Annotated in this window: 16 protein-coding genes, 2 tRNA genes and 1 riboswitch; of the genes, 12 read left to right on the top strand and 6 right to left on the bottom strand. The window is 45.7% G+C overall.

Going from position 1 to position 16,442, the window contains the following annotated elements; translation table 11 throughout:
* The first annotated feature begins 46 nt into the window (after positions 1 to 46).
* The 10 genes from FKN16_RS22785 to thiH all read left to right on the top strand — a co-directional run bounded on the left by FKN16_RS22785 (position 47) and on the right by thiH (position 9,041).
* A tRNA-Asp gene (locus FKN16_RS22785) sits at positions 47 to 123 on the top strand.
* Between the two features lie 61 nt (positions 124 to 184).
* Positions 185 to 261, top strand: a tRNA-Trp gene (locus FKN16_RS22780).
* 238 nt (positions 262 to 499) lie between these two features.
* Positions 500 to 1,882, top strand: a complete 1,383-nt coding sequence (locus FKN16_RS22775; protein ID WP_170903582.1) for a multicopper oxidase family protein — start codon at positions 500 to 502, stop codon at positions 1,880 to 1,882.
* 123 nt (positions 1,883 to 2,005) lie between these two features.
* Positions 2,006 to 2,389, top strand: coding sequence for a fluoride efflux transporter CrcB (crcB, locus tag FKN16_RS22770; protein WP_005397071.1), 384 nt, complete (start codon positions 2,006 to 2,008; stop codon positions 2,387 to 2,389).
* Positions 2,390 to 2,449: 60 nt separating this feature from the next.
* Positions 2,450 to 2,548: riboswitch (TPP riboswitch) on the top strand.
* Positions 2,549 to 2,712: 164 nt separating this feature from the next.
* Positions 2,713 to 4,653: a phosphomethylpyrimidine synthase ThiC gene (gene thiC / locus FKN16_RS22765; protein ID WP_005397069.1), complete on the top strand. Its 1,941-nt coding sequence runs from the start codon at positions 2,713 to 2,715 to the stop codon at positions 4,651 to 4,653.
* Positions 4,653 to 6,068, top strand: coding sequence for a thiamine phosphate synthase (locus FKN16_RS22760; RefSeq protein WP_170903581.1), 1,416 nt, complete (start codon positions 4,653 to 4,655; stop codon positions 6,066 to 6,068). Before thiC ends, FKN16_RS22760 begins: the two co-directional genes overlap by 1 nt.
* Positions 6,055 to 6,828 carry a HesA/MoeB/ThiF family protein gene (locus tag FKN16_RS22755; RefSeq protein ID WP_170903580.1) on the top strand — a complete coding sequence of 258 codons (774 nt, stop codon included), beginning with the start codon at positions 6,055 to 6,057 and terminating at the stop codon, positions 6,826 to 6,828. Before FKN16_RS22760 ends, FKN16_RS22755 begins: the two co-directional genes overlap by 14 nt.
* A gap of 38 nt (positions 6,829 to 6,866) precedes the next feature.
* Positions 6,867 to 7,121, top strand: coding sequence for a sulfur carrier protein ThiS (gene thiS, locus FKN16_RS22750; protein WP_071236516.1), 255 nt, complete (start codon positions 6,867 to 6,869; stop codon positions 7,119 to 7,121).
* A 5-nt stretch (positions 7,122 to 7,126) separates the two neighbouring features.
* On the top strand, positions 7,127 to 7,894 hold the full coding sequence (locus FKN16_RS22745; protein ID WP_170903579.1) for a thiazole synthase: 768 nt from the start codon (positions 7,127 to 7,129) through the stop codon (positions 7,892 to 7,894).
* 34 nt (positions 7,895 to 7,928) lie between these two features.
* Positions 7,929 to 9,041 (top strand): 2-iminoacetate synthase ThiH, encoded by a 1,113-nt coding sequence (gene thiH, locus FKN16_RS22740; RefSeq protein ID WP_170903578.1) that lies wholly within the window; start codon positions 7,929 to 7,931, stop codon positions 9,039 to 9,041.
* Between the two features lie 135 nt (positions 9,042 to 9,176).
* On the opposite strand, the gene FKN16_RS22735 is transcribed toward thiH, so the two are convergent.
* Both FKN16_RS22735 and FKN16_RS22730 read right to left on the bottom strand, forming a co-directional pair.
* Positions 9,177 to 10,967 carry an aminopeptidase P family protein gene (locus tag FKN16_RS22735; RefSeq protein WP_170903577.1) on the bottom strand — a complete coding sequence of 597 codons (1,791 nt, stop codon included), beginning with the start codon at positions 10,965 to 10,967 and terminating at the stop codon, positions 9,177 to 9,179.
* Positions 10,968 to 11,169: 202 nt separating this feature from the next.
* The gene (locus tag FKN16_RS22730; RefSeq protein ID WP_006743068.1) at positions 11,170 to 12,111 is read right to left on the bottom strand and encodes a LysR family transcriptional regulator; all 942 of its coding nucleotides are present in this window, start codon (positions 12,109 to 12,111) and stop codon (positions 11,170 to 11,172) included.
* 107 nt (positions 12,112 to 12,218) lie between these two features.
* On the opposite strand from FKN16_RS22730, the gene FKN16_RS22725 reads away from it, so the two are divergent.
* Together FKN16_RS22725 and FKN16_RS22720 are read left to right on the top strand one after the other, a co-directional pair.
* Positions 12,219 to 13,412 (top strand): multidrug effflux MFS transporter, encoded by a 1,194-nt coding sequence (locus FKN16_RS22725; RefSeq protein WP_005397036.1) that lies wholly within the window; start codon positions 12,219 to 12,221, stop codon positions 13,410 to 13,412.
* Between the two features lie 91 nt (positions 13,413 to 13,503).
* The gene (locus FKN16_RS22720; protein ID WP_005397034.1) at positions 13,504 to 13,788 is read left to right on the top strand and encodes a hypothetical protein; all 285 of its coding nucleotides are present in this window, start codon (positions 13,504 to 13,506) and stop codon (positions 13,786 to 13,788) included.
* Positions 13,789 to 13,815: 27 nt separating this feature from the next.
* Here the strand turns inward: FKN16_RS22720 and FKN16_RS22715 are convergent, their stop codons facing one another.
* From FKN16_RS22715 to FKN16_RS22700, 4 genes are all read right to left on the bottom strand, one after another.
* Positions 13,816 to 14,271 carry a DoxX family protein gene (locus FKN16_RS22715; protein WP_047010213.1) on the bottom strand — a complete coding sequence of 152 codons (456 nt, stop codon included), beginning with the start codon at positions 14,269 to 14,271 and terminating at the stop codon, positions 13,816 to 13,818.
* A gap of 10 nt (positions 14,272 to 14,281) precedes the next feature.
* Entirely contained in the window at positions 14,282 to 15,040 is a 759-nt protein-coding gene (locus FKN16_RS22710) for a putative DNA-binding domain-containing protein (protein ID WP_170903576.1), read from the bottom strand.
* On the bottom strand, positions 15,037 to 15,906 hold the full coding sequence (locus FKN16_RS22705; RefSeq protein ID WP_170903575.1) for a DUF692 domain-containing protein: 870 nt from the start codon (positions 15,904 to 15,906) through the stop codon (positions 15,037 to 15,039). Before FKN16_RS22705 ends, FKN16_RS22710 begins: the two co-directional genes overlap by 4 nt.
* 82 nt (positions 15,907 to 15,988) lie before the next feature.
* Positions 15,989 to 16,249, bottom strand: a complete 261-nt coding sequence (locus FKN16_RS22700) for a DUF2282 domain-containing protein (RefSeq protein WP_031780600.1) — start codon at positions 16,247 to 16,249, stop codon at positions 15,989 to 15,991.
* Positions 16,250 to 16,442 lie beyond the last annotated feature (193 nt).

Genomic DNA, 16,442 nt, shown 5'->3' with positions numbered 1-16,442 from the left:
GCTTTAAATTACGGACATTCGTTTTAATAACGGGTGATACCACTGCGGAGTGGTAGTTCAGTTGGTTAGAATACCGGCCTGTCACGCCGGGGGTCGCGGGTTCGAGTCCCGTCCACTCCGCCACTTAATATCGACAACCTCGCCCATGCGAGGTTTTGTCAAATCTAGAATATAAGAATTCTACAGGGGTGTAGCTCCAATTGGCAGAGCAGCGGATTCCAAATCCGCGTGTTGGGAGTTCGAATCTCTCCACCCCTGCCAGATATCAAGGCTCTGACTTAGGTCAGAGCCTTTTTTGTATCTGCTTGCCACTATGCATTTGTCCTCTTATCCCACCCATATGCCTTTCTGCTGCCTGCTGCTCTTTGTAAGTATTTATTACTCACCAACCTATTAGACTAGTCGTTATAATCAAGTGCTCCGAAATGTTAGCAATAAATGAGAATCATTATTTATATTTAGTTACACTCAACCGATCTGGATTAATGGGTAACTATGTATGGATATATCTCGTCGACGCTTCCTTCAATCATCCTTAGCGATCTCCGCGCTTACTGTTCTACCTGCATGTTCTCTATCTAGGAGTGCTAATAAGCAGGGGCAGTATATATACGATATCACTGCAGAGCCTTCTACGGCTGAACTAGTGCCCGGTTTCAATACTGAGGTATTAGCTTTTAATGGGCGTATACCTGCACCTATAATTCGTTGCCGACAAGGGGAAAAGGTAACAATCAACTTCATCAATAAGCTATCAGAGCCGACGACGATTCATTGGCATGGCTTGAGGATTCCTATTGAAATGGATGGAGTTCCGTTTTTAAGCCAGGCTCCTATCATGCCCGGAGAGACTTTTACGTATGAGTTTATTCCGCCAGATGCAGGTACGTTTTGGTATCACCCACACATGAACAGCGTTAAGCAGCTTGGTATGGGGTTGGTTGGGCTAATAATTGTTGAAGAGGCTGAGCCTGTTCAGTTTGATGAAGAGCATGAAGTCGTCCTCAAGCATTGGCATTTAGACAAGCAAGGACAGTGGAAGAATCTAATGGTGCCGCGCTTGAGTGCACGTATGGGAACGCCAGGAGAGTGGAGTAGCGTCAATGGTATTCATGAGCCTGTTTATACGCTGAAGCAGAACGCGACTACGCGATTAAGAATTGCTAATGTCGATAACACCATTACCTATCCGATCGCGATTGAAGGCACAGAGGCTTGGGTTATTGCTATCGATGGCAATCCAGTTAAAACGCCTTATAGGCTCACTCAACACAAAATTGGTCCGGGAATGAGATTGGATATCGGATTGATTGCTCCGAAGGCTGGAGAGCGTGTTTATGTGCGTCAAATGAAAGGGCGCTTCCCATTCTCTTTGTGTGAGTTTGAAGTTGTTGAGTCTGACCTGCCAAGCAACAAGAAACTGCCTTTATTGCCTCTCAACCCTGTGCCTGATCTTGATTTGGAAAATGCGGAGCAAATCGATTATGTGTTTGAATGGGAGGGGGCGATCACTCCTGTCGATAAATCGGGCAAAGCGATACCTAAATTCTGGCTGATGAACAAACGGGCTTGGGAGGGAATGAGCATAGATAATATCCCTGCGCCACTTTCAACATTGGAGCTTGGAAAAACCTATATCTTCAATTTGAAGAACGTTACTCAATATCATCATCCTATTCATCTTCATGGGCATACATTTACTGTTCTTGAGTTAGATGGAAAGAAACTCGACGAACCGTTCCATACCGATACGGTTTTACTTGGAAAAAATGGCAGTGCCAAAGCTGCCTTTGTTGCTAACAACCCTGGACGTTGGATGTATCACTGCCATGTTATTGAGCACATGAAAACCGGTTTGATGGGGTATATTGAAGTAAAGTGACTCCTGTAACTTTTTTAATCTCAGCGTGTTTTAAATGCAATACGTTGTCGAATTCTAAAATTTCACCATCAATATTGCTTTAGTTTTGGTTACAATATCGTCATCAATAGTGTTGGGGGAATTATGGGGCAGTTTTCCATTCTTGGTTTTATTGCACTAGGTGGTGCTTTCGGTGCGTGTTCTCGTTACTTGATATCTGAACTGTGTGTCATTTTATTGGGGCGTGGTTTTCCATACGGTACGCTAACTGTTAATGTGGTTGGTTCATTTATCATGGGCTTGTTGATTGCTGCGTTCGACAATGAACTGTTGGCAACAGAACCTTGGCGACAAGTGATTGGTTTGGGCTTTTTAGGGGCACTGACGACGTTTTCCACCTTTTCTATGGATAATGTTTTACTTATGCAGCAAGGTGCGTTTTTTAAGATGGGGTTAAATATTTTATTAAATGTGGTGCTGAGCATCTCTGCTGCGTGGATCGGTTTCCAATTATTGATGCGCAGCTAGCAAAGTAGTTAAAAATTAAACAGGTCGGCTTGGTTTAACCAGGCCGTTTTTATATACTGATATCACTTGTCGGAGTGCCATAAGGCTGAGACCGTTAATTCGGGATCCGTTGAACCTGATCAGATTAGAATCTGCGAAGGGAACAAGAGAAGATATTTATACCGGAGTTCTTTCTGGTTGACCTATCAAATAGTCGAATGTTGTTATAGGCAAATTACTTAAGCTTTATTTAGCCTTAATTTGACTCCTCTTGTCGCATCTATCCGCCAAGCATTTTTATCCAATTACTTTTTATCTAGTATAACAAAGCAAGGAAAAATGCTATGTCGAGTCGCAAACAAGCGAGACTGGAAGCAAAACAGTTTATTGAAACACTCTCGGTACAGCCGTACCCAAATTCCACAAAAGTATATGTAGAAGGTTCACGTCCAGATGTTCGTGTACCTATGCGTGAAATAGCGCTAGCAGATAGTCTGATTGGTGGCACAAAAGAAGCGCCTATTTTCGAGCCGAATGAAGCCGTCCGAGTCTACGATACGTCAGGTGTTTATACTGATCCGAACTACGATATTGACCTTTATAGCGGCTTACCAAAGCTAAGAGAAAGCTGGATTGAAGAGCGTGGTGACACAGAGTTACTCGATGAAGTAAGCTCGGTGTACACCAAAGAACGCTTAGAAGACGAAACACTAGACGATCTTCGTTACGGTAATCTACCACGTATTCGACGTGCCAAAGATGGGCAATGCGTCACTCAACTGCACTATGCTCGCAAAGGTATTATCACCCCAGAAATGGAATTCATCGCGCTGCGTGAAAACATGGGTCGTGCCAAGTACCGTGATGATGTGCTGAATCAACAGCATCCTGGTCAAAGCTTTGGAGCTAATCTTCCAAAAGACATTACCGCCGAGTTTGTTCGCAAAGAAGTTGCCGAAGGTCGCGCGATTATCCCTTCTAATATCAACCACCCAGAATCCGAACCAATGATCATTGGACGTAACTTTTTGGTCAAAGTGAACGCCAATATCGGTAACTCATCGGTGACGTCTTCGATTGAGGAAGAAGTTGAGAAGCTCGTTTGGGCGACACGCTGGGGTGGGGATACCGTTATGGATCTCTCTACTGGACGTAACATCCACGAAACTCGCGAGTGGATTCTGCGTAACAGCCCGGTTCCGATCGGTACCGTACCTATGTATCAAGCGCTGGAAAAAGTGAATGGAGTTGCCGAAAACCTTAACTGGGAAGTGATGCGCGATACTCTGATTGAGCAAGCAGAGCAGGGCGTTGATTACTTCACTATCCATGCCGGTTTACTACTTCGCTATGTGCCAATGACTGCAAAGCGTGTTACTGGCATCGTCTCTCGTGGTGGTTCTATCATCGCGAAATGGTGTTTAGCGCATCACCAAGAAAGCTTCTTATACACCCACTTCCGAGAGATCTGTGAAATCTGTGCCAAGTATGATGTGGCACTTTCTCTCGGTGATGGTCTGCGCCCTGGTTCGGTTGCCGATGCTAATGACGAAGCGCAATTTGCGGAGCTTCGTACTCTTGGTGAGTTGACTAAGGTTGCGTGGGAATACGACGTACAGGTGATTATCGAAGGTCCTGGCCATGTTCCAATGCACATGATCAAAGAGAACATGGAAGAGCAGCTAGAGCACTGCCATGAAGCTCCGTTCTACACCCTTGGTCCACTGACGACAGACGTCGCTCCTGGTTACGACCATATTACGTCAGGAATTGGCGCTGCCATGATTGGCTGGTATGGCTGTGCGATGCTTTGTTACGTAACACCTAAAGAGCATCTTGGCTTACCAAACAAAGAAGACGTGAAGGTAGGCATGATCACTTACAAGCTTGCTGCTCACGCTGCTGATTTGGCTAAAGGGCACCCTGGCGCACAAGTTCGTGATAACGCGCTTTCTAAAGCACGTTTTGAATTCCGCTGGGAAGACCAATTCAACTTGTCACTTGACCCAGAAACCGCGCGCGCTTTCCATGATGAAACCTTGCCTCAAGAGTCGGGAAAAGTTGCTCACTTCTGTTCGATGTGCGGACCAAAGTTCTGCTCGATGAAGATTTCGCAAGAGGTTCGAGAATACGCGAAAGATACTGAGCAAGTTGCTGCGGACCAAGCTATCTCGATCAAAATGCTTGATGATCCTCTTGAGGGGATGCGTCAGAAATCGCAAGAATTTAGAGAGTCAGGTTCTGAGTTATACCACCCAGCAGCACATGCCGAGGTAAGTGACTAATGAGCAAAATCCTTATTCCGTCATCATTGATTGAACTGACAGGTTTAGTTCAGCAATGTTTGTTGTTGGCGAAAGAACAGGGTTTTATAATCGAAGACATTGAGTTGGGCGTGAGCCCAACTCAATCTATTCAGCTTGTTCGCGACCAACAGACCACACACATAACGACTGATCTCATTGATGGATATGACTCTGAACATGAGAGTTTATTTGTGCTTTATTACCGCTCTACTTTGTCGGTAGAAGCGTGTGCTAAGCAACCGTCGAAAGCGATTTATATTGGTATTGCTGATACTCAGGTTTCCGATAAAAAGGAGAAAGTGCATCAGCTTGATATCTGGCGTCACCCCTTTAACGACGAAGTGAGAGCGCTTTCCGTTAAGTCCAAACCCAACGCAATGTTCGATCCCGAACATCACCTTGCTTGGATAGTAGCGCTGACAGTACTCGATTTTCCTATCGAAGATGCGTTAACACTTGCTCGAGGAATGCTAACCCAACAAGCGAATGTTTCACGTGAAACACTATCGAATGACAACCTTGACGAGGAACAATCAACTCAGTGGGCTAACCAATTTGATGATTTCCCCACACCAGTACTGGAAGATAACCGACTCGGTATTCAAGTTGGTTGGTCTGCGCAAGGTGAGAGCGTTAGCTTTCCAACTCTAACTAAGCAAAGTCTAGGGCTCTACCCAGTCGTTGATGACGTTGCTTGGATTGAGCGTTTACTGCCACTAGGCATCAACACTATTCAACTACGAATCAAGAACCCACAACAAGCCGATTTGGAACAACAGATCATTAGAGCAATTGAGTTAGGTCGTCAGTATCAAGCTCAAGTGTTCATCAATGACTATTGGCAGTTGGCAATCAAGCATGGCGCTTATGGCGTTCACCTAGGACAAGAAGACATAGAAGAGTCGAATTTGGCTCAGCTAACTAAAGCCGGCATTCGTCTTGGTCTTTCTACTCATGGTTATTACGAACTACTGCGCATCGTACAAATTCATCCTAGCTACATCGCGCTAGGGCATATTTTCCCAACCACCACAAAACAGATGCCATCGAAACCACAAGGTTTGGTGCGCTTGGCACTGTATCAAAAGCTGATTGATAGCATTCCTTATAGAAACACAGAGTCGGCTTTCTGTCCTTCAAAAGACAAAGCAGTTAGTGACGATGTGCTTGGCTTTCCGACGGTCGCGATTGGTGGCATTGACCAATCTAATGCAGACCAAGTTTGGCGAACAGGTGTTTCTAGCTTGGCAGTTGTGCGTGCTATTACCTTGGCAGAATCACCTCAGTCCGTTATCGAGTTTTTTGCACAACTGATGAAGGAAAGACAGCTAACGTTTACTGATCAGAATAGTGAATTGGCGCATACCAAGAGAGGCGAGCATGCTCACGGATAAGCAGTTCCTTCGCTATCAACGCCAAGTCGCTTTGCCTGAAATTGCTGAAGGTGGGCAAGAGCGTTTGAGTAAATCGCATGTGCTGATCATCGGTTGTGGTGGGTTAGGAAGCGCAGCGAGTTTGTACTTGGCATCAGCGGGTGTTGGTAAATTGGTTGTGGTTGATGATGATGAAGTTGATAGCAGTAACCTACAACGTCAGATCATTTATCGTGAGCAAGACCTCCAATTTGCGAAAACAAAAGCGACTGTAAAGCAACTCAATGAACTTAATTCTATGGTTCAAGTTCATGCTCTCAATAAACGATTAGACAAAGCACAGCTGCAGCTTGAGGTGATGCTAGCGGATGTGGTGTTGGACTGCACCGATAACATGCCAACGCGCCAGTTAATTAACCAAGTTTGTTTCGAGCAAAATACGCCCCTCATCTCAGCGGCGGCAATTGGTTGGCAAGGGCAATTCGCTGTCTTTGATTACCAAACACCGAGTGAACAAGAAGCAGAGAGTAAAGCCTGTTACCGCTGTTTGTATCCGTTTGACGAATTACCACAAACTCAAAAGTGCAGTGACAGCGGTGTCGTTGGTCCGGTGGTGGGCACACTTGGCAACTACCAAGCGATAGCAGCAATTCAAAAACTGGCGACGGGAAAGTTTCATGTCGAGACTGCCAAGTTGCATCTGTTTGATGGGTTGAAACTGCAATGGCAAACCATGGCGATAAGCAAAGACAAACAGTGCCAAGTGTGTGCTCAGGTTTAGCTTACGAATAATGGGTAGAATTAAGAGAGTTGGAAGCAATGACATTATCAGAACAACAAGCAACACAAATGATCGCTGCTGACTTAGATGTGATCACTATTGTCATCAATGACCAGTCACATCAAGTCGCCAGTAAGTCAAGTCTACAGCAAATCATTAGTCAATTTGCGCTGCCTGAAATGGGCTGTGTTTTTGCAATTAATAACAATGTTGTGCCGCGCAGTGAGTGGGCTAGCACAGTTCTTTCACAGGGAGATAGCATCTCTTTGTTTCAAGCGATCGCAGGGGGTTAAAGTCGATGCTTAAAATTGGTGATAAACAATTCGAATCAAGACTGTTCACGGGAACAGGGAAGTTTGCCAACAGCCGATTAATGGCAGAAGCGATTCAAGTGTCGGGTTCTCAACTTGCGACTATGGCGTTGAAGCGTGTGGACGTGAACGATCAACAAGACGATATTTTGCTGCCGTTAGTACAAGCGGGTGTGAACTTATTGCCGAACACCTCGGGTGCAAAGAATGCTAAAGATGCTGTTTTTGCTGCACAACTGGCGCGAGAAGCGTTGGGTACTAACTGGCTAAAACTGGAAATTCATCCAGACCCGAAGTACTTGATGCCCGATCCCATTGAGACACTTGCAGCCGCTGAGCAACTGGTTCGTGAAGGCTTCAGTGTCCTTCCTTATTGTCATGCTGACCCGGTTCTGTGTAAACGATTGGAAGAGGTAGGCTGTGCCGCAGTCATGCCATTGGGTGCGCCGATTGGTTCCAACAAAGGGATAGTTTCTCACGACTTCCTAGAGATCATTATCGACCAAGCTAATGTTCCTGTCGTTGTTGATGCGGGTATTGGTGCTCCTTCACATGCCGCGCGTGCGATGGAAATGGGCGCGGATGCCGTGCTCGTCAATACTGCGATTGCAGCTTCGAGCGATCCCGTTGCGATGGCGAAAGCATTTAAGTTGGCGGTAGAGTCGGGGCGTATGGCTTATGAAGCCGGACTTGCGGGTAAGGTTTCTCATGCGGTTGCGTCGAGTCCACTGACGTCATTCCTAGATGAGCTTTAGTCCTAGATTGATTTAGCTATTAAGCGAGGAAAACATGAGCTTCGTTGAGCAATTTAAGCAGCTTAATTGGGATGACATCTCGATGTCGATCTACGCGAAAACGGCACAAGATGTCGAGCGAGCATTGAATAAACCCAAGCGTGATTTGGAAGACTTTAAAGCGCTAATTTCACCAGCGGCTGAGGCGTACTTAGAGCAAATGGCGCAGTTGTCATATTCAGCAACTCGCAAGCGTTTTGGCAATACCATGTCGCTTTATATTCCGTTGTATCTTTCCAACTTGTGCGCTAATGCTTGTACTTATTGTGGTTTCTCGATGGAGAACAGAATCAAGCGTCGTACCTTGAATAGGGACGAAGTGGCTGCAGAAGTTGAAGCCATTAAACGCATGAAGTTTGATAACGTATTGCTGGTGACTGGCGAACACGAAACTAAAGTAGGCATGAATTACTTTCGCGAAATGGTGCCGATGATTAAGCAACGCTTTAATTATTTAGCGATGGAAGTGCAGCCGCTAGATCAAGACGAATACGCAGAGCTCAAGACATTGGGTTTGGATGCGGTGATGGTCTATCAAGAAACGTATCATCCTTCGACGTATGCCGAGCACCATTTGCGTGGTAATAAGATGGATTTCGAATACCGATTAGATACACCCGATCGTCTTGCAAAAGCGGGTATTGATAAGATCGGTATTGGCGCTTTGATAGGATTGGAAGAGTGGCGTACCGACTGCTTTTATGTGGCAGCGCACTTGGACTATCTCGAGTGCACGTATTGGCAGACTCGTTACTCAATTTCTTTCCCACGTTTACGTCCTTGTGAGGGCGCGCTCCAACCAAAATCAGTCATGACGGATAAGCAGCTTGTTCAGTTGATTTGCGCTTATCGCTTGTTGAATCCGGAGGTGGAGTTGTCGTTATCGACTCGTGAATCACCCAAGTTCAGAGACAATGCATTACCGTTAGGCATCACCAGTATGTCTGCTGCATCGAAAACTCAGCCGGGGGGTTATGCGATGGATGATGTTGAACTCGAGCAGTTTGAGATCAGCGATGAGCGAAGCGCGGGTTCTGTGGAAGATATGATTCGAGCCAAAGGATTTGACCCTGTATGGCGAGATTGGCACTCAGCGTATTCTGGTTAAGCAGTAAATAAAGCCACTGGTCATCGTTATGTTTCACGTGAAACATAGGCAAAAAAAGAGGGTTGATGCAAAACATCAACCCTCTACTTTTTTCTAGCTTCTAGCTTCTAGCTTCTAGCTTCTAGCTTCTAGCTTCTAGCTGTGTGCTAAAGGTAGCGTTGCTTGACGAAGCCACTCTTTAACATCACCTTCGACTAGCGGGCTGATCTCATCCCATACTTTCTGGTGGTAATCATTCAGCCAAGCAAGTTCTGGACGAGTTAGCATATCAACATTGATGTTGCGCTTGTCGATTGGGCAGCGTGTTAGTGACTCAAATGACAGAACAGGGAAGTCACCGTTAGTCGGTGTTTCAACAACAAGCTCTAGGTTCTCAATACGGATACCAAACGCATCTGCACGGTAGTAACCTGGCTCGTTTGATAGCACCATACCTTCTAATAGAGGCACATCAATTTGCTTCTTCGAAATGCTTGCTGGGCCTTCATGCACACTTAGGAAGTGGCCCACACCGTGGCCAGTGCCGTGATCGTAATCGTAGCCTTCCGCCCATAGGTGCTGACGAGCTAGTGTATCGATTTGGTAACCACGTGTGCCTTTCGGGAAACGAGCTCGAGCAACGCCAATATGACCTTTCAGCGCCAACGTAAATTGCTTCTTCATTTCTGCAGAAGGTTGACCAATCGCGATAGTACGCGTGATGTCTGTAGTGCCATCGAGGTACTGACCGCCTGAATCCACTAGGTAAAGTGTGTTCAGCTCTAGCTTGCCAGGTTCAGGTTGGTTCTCGTGATTATAGTGACACATGGCCGCGTTGCCGCCTGCCGCTGAAATGGTATCGAAGCTAAGATCCATTAGCGTAGGGTCTTCGCTACGAAATGCTTCCAGTTTGTCTGCTAATGTCGCTTCGTCATGCAGGTTATCAGCAGCAACTTCCGCATCTAACCAACATAGGAACTTGCTCATTGCCACGCCATCGCGGATATGACACGCCTTCATACCGGCAATTTCAACCGAGTTCTTCGCCGCTTTTGGCATCAGACATGGGTCTGCTGCTGCAATCACGGACGCACCAGAGTTTTGTAGTACTAGCTTAAACCAAGCGTTACTGATTGCAGGGTCAACTAATACCTTTTTACCTGTCATGGCTTCAAGGCGAGATTGAAGTGCTTCTGGGGGGTGAACGGTCACACCGGTGCCTACGTGAGCGTCAAAATCAGCAGGTAGACGAGCAGGATCGAGGAAGTATTCCACGCTTGAATCTGAGTGCAGAATCGCGTGAGAAAGCAGAACTGGTAGGCGTGATACATCCAAACCACGTACATTCAGCAGCCAACAAATAGAATCTAATGCTGTGATCACAGCGCTATCTGCACCTGCTTTTTTAACCAGTTGTGCGATCTCTTGACGCTTATTCTCACTTGATTGACCGACGGCTTCTGTTGGCATTAGGCGAACGTCAGAGACAACAGGCGCTGGGCGGTCATGCCACAACTCATCAATTGGGTTGTTGGTCAGAATATTTAGCTCAAGCTTTCCAGCCAGTTTAGCTTGTGCCATATCTAGCCAAGCTGAGCTGTGCATACGAGGATCAATTGCGACAGATGCGTTTGTTGGCAGGTTGTCTAGAACCCAATCTAAAGCTGGTTCTTCAATAAGGTGACGATATTCAAATAGGTCACCAGGGACTTGTTTGGTGACTTGAACGGTATAGCGGCCATCAACAAAGATAGCGGCTTTGTCTTTGGTGATTACCGCAGCACCAGCAGAACCAGTAAAGCCTGTTAACCAATGTAAGCGCTCGTTGTGCGCTGGGACGTATTCACCCAAATACTCGTCCTCGTGCGGAACCAGTAGGGCATTAATATTATGTTGTATAAGCCATTCGCGAATCGCATTCACGCGGCTGAGAGTTTCGTTGTGCATCTGTTTTATTCCTTCAAATTACCGCTCCTTCATGCTCAGGTGTGGGAGCTGTTTCCTTCTGCTTCATGCAGTTTATGATCAACGCAAGTTTGCAATGACTTAGGTTGAGTCGGAGTACAACTAGGCCATAGATGAGCCAAAAAGGACTACGACAGTTAAGCTACTCATTTTACCCGCTAAGCGCAAATTGAGAGCGGTATTTTTATCTAAGGTGATCGGTTTTTTGTGTGATCATCGTACGTAGCCAACCCAATGCAGGGTCGTTTTCTCTGTCTCGGTGCCAGAATAAAGTGTATGCCATAGGTGGAAATTCTAGCGGGAGTGGTAGTACGACCAAATCAAGCTGTTTAGCAGCGAGCTGCACAAAATGGCTTGGAGCGGTAAAAATAAAGTCAGTGTAGGAACATAAACTTGCGGCACTATTAAAGTCCGGAACGGTGACGGCAATATCGCGGTCGGCTCCAATATCGGCAAGGCGATAATCTAACAGCCAACGGTCGTTGCCGTCACAACGCACTTGTACGTGACGCAGGGCGAGATACGCTTCGAGGTTCCAAGGCTGTTTTAATGCTGGGTGATTTTTGCGAATAATACACATCTGGTGATCTCGATAAATTTCCAGTTCGCATATGTCATCGGGTGGCAGCAGAGTCAGCTTGGCATCATTAATATCGATATCTTTTCCAGTTAAGCCTAAGTCTAGCTCTCCACGTTGCAGCATTTTAAAAGTATTATCGGACCAAGGGTGAGTGCTGATCGTTACCCCAGGGGCTTGCTGAAAAATCGCCGGTAAGAAATGGGGTAGAATCAGAGGGTAAACACTTTCAACCGCTGCTATTTGAAAACGGTATTCGCTACTTTGTGGAGAGAACTCTTCTGGTTGAGTCAGTACTTCTAACTGGTTTATCAACAGATCCAGTTTCGGCTTAAGAAACAATGCGCGCGGCGTTGGTGTTAATCCATGCGAGTTTCGGGTGAAAAGCGGGTCATCAAATTGGATGCGCAGTTTAGCCAGTGATTTGCTCACGGCAGACTGACTCAAGCACAGTCGGTGGGCGGCTCGGGTGACATTTAACTCTTCTATCAAAACTTTAAAACAGACCAATAGATTTAAATCGATACGAGCCAGTTTTTCGACGTTCACGGTGAATTTCCTTTAAGGAATAATGCTCATGATTATACATCATTTCCATTCATATCATCAGATGATTAAGCTCTATCCAAAGTTCTTTATCCAATTCGGAGTGTTGTGTGCCTAGCCAGTTTTCTAATAGTAAAAAACAGATGGCGTTATTGACCCTTTTGGTTCTTTTCAGTCCTCTTGCGATTGATATTTATCTACCTGCTTTACCTCTTATTGCTTCCACTTTTCAGGTCGATAATGCGCTAGCACAAGACACGATCACTTGGTTCTTATTTGCGATGGGTGTAGGGCAACTGTTTGCTGGCCCTTTGGCAGATAAACTCGGACGTCGAACTGTTGCATTGGGCGGTATCACTATCTATGCGATGAGCGCTTTATTGGCGTGGAGTGCTCAAAATATTGAATGGATGTTGGTTTCCCGACTGCTACAAGGCTTAGGTGCGTGTGCGACATCGGTAGCAGCCTTTGCAACAGTTCGCGATATCTTTGGCCCGGAAAAAAGCGGCAAAATGATAAGCTATCTTAACGGCGCGATTTGTTTTATTCCGGCATTAGCTCCAATTCTAGGTAGTTGGTTAACTCAGCAATTTGATTGGCGAGCTAACTTCAGCTTTATGGCGGGCTTTGCCGTTGTGTCCGGTTCATTGATGTTTTTCATGATGAAAGAGACTAACCCATCAACGGAAAAGCAAGCCGTGTTTAAGCTCAGCCGTTATTGGGCAGTGCTTAGCACACCATCTTTTGTTTTCCATGCGTCATTATGCTTGATGGCTATGGCGGTTATTCTTGCTTACGTTACCTCAGCACCGTCGGTATTGATGACGGGGATGGGGCTGTCGATGAATGAATTCACTTTCTGGTTTGGTGTGAATGCGGTGATAAACATTGCGGCATGTATGTTGGCGCCTAAGTTTATGGAGCGCGTTGGCACGCACAACACCTTGGTCACCGGGATCTCAACTCTGGGCCTCGCAGGTGTGATCATGCTAGTGATGAATGGTCAGAATACCGCGCTTTCTTTCATGCTACCTATTTTCATGTCGTCAGTGGGTTTTGCATTCATTCTGGGTGCAGCAGCAGGGAAAGCATTGGAACCGTTTGGTGACAAAGCGGGTACGGCTGCGGCACTGCTTGGGTTGTTCCAAATGAGTGGCTCTGGTTTGTTGGTTGGTACGTTGCAGCGTTTATCTTTGGAACCTCAAACACTGATCGCAATTCATATGTGGGTTCTATTGCCTGCGTTAGTGGTTCTGTTTACAAAAGCAGGTAAGAACTGGCATTCAAGCTTTGCGAAAGCGTAAATCAGTGTAATTTAGTATTTTCCAATGTAAGTAAGGCGTGTATATTTGTCGTTCAGACTTTTCCTGACACCATAACGGAACTCAAAAAGTAATGTCGTTAACCACGTATGAAATGGCTCGTATTCTAGAGCAAATGGAAGATTCACCAGAAAAGGTGATGTTTGGCAAGTTGCTTAATGAGCTGGGTAATCAAAGCTCCGAGCGTATTCGTAGTGCGGCTAAACAAGTACCTCTGCCAATTTTGCGTGATATCGTGTACCAATTCCAGCAAGTGATTGAGTCGCGCAAAGGTGAACAAGTTGAGCTGTTGGCAAAAGATCTTGCTCAACAGGGCATCTCAGCTGATGAGCTTCTTGCTTACTTAAATAAACAATAAAAAGTCCCCGCCACTGCGGGGATTTTTTTATCGCGTCAACTTGTTCTTTATAACATGGTCAATAGAGATAACTCCCGGTCCCCATACGATGACCACTAAAATCATGAATCCCCACAATTGATGGTCATAGAACCCTTTTTCCCACAATACCGGGTAAGAGATGACCGCGATGATATTGAACACAAACAGAATCGCAGCCATCGGGCGGGTAATTAATCCCAACGCTAAAAATACTGGCAGAATTAACTCGGCAGTCGTTCCCATGTAGGCCGCTAACTCCCAAGGCAAAAGTGGCACTTGGTATTCCAATTCGAATAGATACAGCGTGCTATCCCAAGAAGAAACTTTGATTAACCCTGAATTGAAGAACACCCATGCAACCCACAAGCGACAAAAGAGAAGTAGTAAAGGGACAAAGCCAGCTTGTAAGGTATTGATCAAGTCGTCGTACCGATTGATTAAGTTTTTAACCGTGTTCGTCATAGAGTGCTCCTTAGATTGATTTCAATGTAAAGCCGTCAACGAGATCGAGTGCCATGATGCTATTAAGGTGAACGAGCAAAGCTTCGGGTATTTCGCTCAAACTCTGCTTCTGCTCTAAACATTGCAGCAGTTGAAAAACATCGGTATCGAGTGCGTGACATTGAGCTTCTCCATTGGCTTGAATCGAGATGACACCTCGCTGTAATTGATTGATATTGAGCTGTTCAAAATCTTGGTGTTGAATCGCATGAAAGAGATCAAATACGGCGTAGTTTGAGTCAAAGCTGCGGCTGCCAGTGCGCAAATGAAACACCAAATGAGGTTGTTGTTCTTCCGTCACTTGGGTAAGTGCAGATAAAGGGATTCGATCTGGTTTTTCGACTTTCTCATTCTGTATTTGTCGATCTAAGTCCATATGCCATTCAAACCTTGCGACTTCAGGAGTGTACGGGGCTTGGGTCATGACCTGACTAAACTGCATAATCGTATCTTGAAAGCCAGCACCATAATGTACGACATTACCTTCTGCTAAGGGGTGAGAAAGTACGTGTTGGCGAGCAATTTGATCGAAGCACTCTTTTCCAACTAAGGCTTCAACCATTGGGTAGGTCGCTGCCAATACCTCACTCAAGCTGATGATAAAGTTATTGCGGTAAATCTGTATGCGTTCATCTGCGGTAAACTTGTCACTCACAATGTCGCATTCTTCACCGAGCGCTTGATAATGTAGGGCTTTAGCAAATTGACTCTGCAAGGTCGCAAGATTCATGACGCTTTCCTTTTGCTCTTTTGGTCAATTAAATTGCTTTGCTGCAATAGTGAGGACGCTTTTTCTGCTTCGCCAAGGAGGATTTCTGGTGCTGGAATATCCAAATCCCATTCAATCAGCGTATGGCGAGGGCCGTGTTTTTGTGTCCAACTAACGAACAGCTGCCATACTTCATCACTGACGGGACGGCTATGAGTATCAATCCAAATCTCACCTTTATCCAACGGCTTAATAGTAAAACCTGCCAAATGAATCTCGTCGACTTTGTCGGCTGGAATCGCATCTAGGTATGTGTCGCAATCAAAACCGTGATTGAAGGCGGAAACATATACGTTATTTAAGTCGAGTAATAAACGACAGTCGGTGCGCTTTTGCACTTCGGTAAGAAAGTCCCATTCGCTGATGGTTGAATGGTGAAACTTCACATAACTAGATGGGTTCTCAATTAAGATTTCACGTTGTAGGTATTCTTGCACTTCAAGCACGTTACGAGTGAATACTTGCAGCGCTTCTTCCGTGTAAGGCAAGGGAAGTAGATCATTGAAGTAGTGACCACCATTTTCACTCCAGCTTAAATGGTCAGAGACGAAGAGCGGGTCAATTGTATTTATCAATGCTTTTAGGTGTGCTAAATGTTTCGTATTCACACGCTCCACCGAGCCCAGTGACAAACCAATACCGTGGCAGCTGATGTGGTAGTGCTCGCGTAATGCTTGCAGTTGATGGTGCTCTACTGAGTTGGGCTGAAAGTAGTTCTCGCTGTGGATTTCTAACCACGACAGCTCAGGTTTGTGTTGGCTAAAATAATCGAGATGAGGGGAGCGTAATCCGACGCCAGCAAGAGGATGGAAAGAGTGATGTTTCACGTGAAACTCCTTTTCTGATTGGCGAGTAACTGGGGGCGTTGGTTAAAGTGCAACGCGCCCCACAGAAACTTGTGATGTTGAGTTATGAGCCGCTGGTGCTACCGCCAGCCAATTTGTCACACAATCCTTTAGGAACGACAACAAAAGCATCTTTTTGGTTGTCTTCTTTAGAGGTGCCCGCGCAAGAGCTGTTTTTCGTTGCGCAGTCATTTTTACCGGCTTTCGCCACGCCATAACACTTTTCTTTTTCTGCTGCGACAGCAGGGGCTGCGGTGAGCATGGTGCCACCAAGAGCAAGAAGGCCAGTAACAGCAGCAGTAACAGCAAGATTCGATTTTTTCATCATAATTTCCTCTGAGTGATTTCCTTTTACTTTCATTCGGCAAGTCGATTCGCCGTTTGGCGTACAACCTTTATCCACTTGCTTAAATTAAAAGATAGAGATGAGGCAGAAAAACTTTCATAAAAATAACTCTCGCGAATGGTTTTGGAGTGATTACCTTCGTTAACTCTTTGAATGAAAGATTAAAAAAACA

Origin of the sequence: Vibrio sp. 11-4(1) (genome assembly GCF_013048625.1) — a bacterium.
GTDB lineage: Bacteria > Pseudomonadota > Gammaproteobacteria > Enterobacterales > Vibrionaceae > Vibrio > Vibrio diabolicus.
The sequence above is the reverse complement of the archived record's forward strand: the minus strand, read 5'-3'. Positions and strand labels throughout refer to the sequence as shown.

Bases quoted from the DNA above. Each gene is read 5' to 3' on its own strand.
- FKN16_RS22775 (WP_170903582.1), top strand. From the start codon at position 500: ATGGATATATCTCGTCGACGCTTCCTTCAATCATCCTTAGCGATCTCC.
- crcB (WP_005397071.1), top strand. From the start codon at position 2,006: ATGGGGCAGTTTTCCATTCTTGGTTTTATTGCACTAGGTGGTGCTTTC.
- thiC (WP_005397069.1), top strand. From the start codon at position 2,713: ATGTCGAGTCGCAAACAAGCGAGACTGGAAGCAAAACAGTTTATTGAA.
- FKN16_RS22760 (WP_170903581.1), top strand. From the start codon at position 4,653: ATGAGCAAAATCCTTATTCCGTCATCATTGATTGAACTGACAGGTTTA.
- FKN16_RS22755 (WP_170903580.1), top strand. From the start codon at position 6,055: ATGCTCACGGATAAGCAGTTCCTTCGCTATCAACGCCAAGTCGCTTTG.
- thiS (WP_071236516.1), top strand. From the start codon at position 6,867: ATGACATTATCAGAACAACAAGCAACACAAATGATCGCTGCTGACTTA.
- FKN16_RS22745 (WP_170903579.1), top strand. From the start codon at position 7,127: ATGCTTAAAATTGGTGATAAACAATTCGAATCAAGACTGTTCACGGGA.
- thiH (WP_170903578.1), top strand. From the start codon at position 7,929: ATGAGCTTCGTTGAGCAATTTAAGCAGCTTAATTGGGATGACATCTCG.
- FKN16_RS22735 (WP_170903577.1), bottom strand. From the start codon at position 10,967: ATGCACAACGAAACTCTCAGCCGCGTGAATGCGATTCGCGAATGGCTT.
- FKN16_RS22720 (WP_005397034.1), top strand. From the start codon at position 13,504: ATGTCGTTAACCACGTATGAAATGGCTCGTATTCTAGAGCAAATGGAA.
- FKN16_RS22715 (WP_047010213.1), bottom strand. From the start codon at position 14,271: ATGACGAACACGGTTAAAAACTTAATCAATCGGTACGACGACTTGATC.
- FKN16_RS22710 (WP_170903576.1), bottom strand. From the start codon at position 15,040: ATGAATCTTGCGACCTTGCAGAGTCAATTTGCTAAAGCCCTACATTAT.
- FKN16_RS22700 (WP_031780600.1), bottom strand. From the start codon at position 16,249: ATGAAAAAATCGAATCTTGCTGTTACTGCTGCTGTTACTGGCCTTCTT.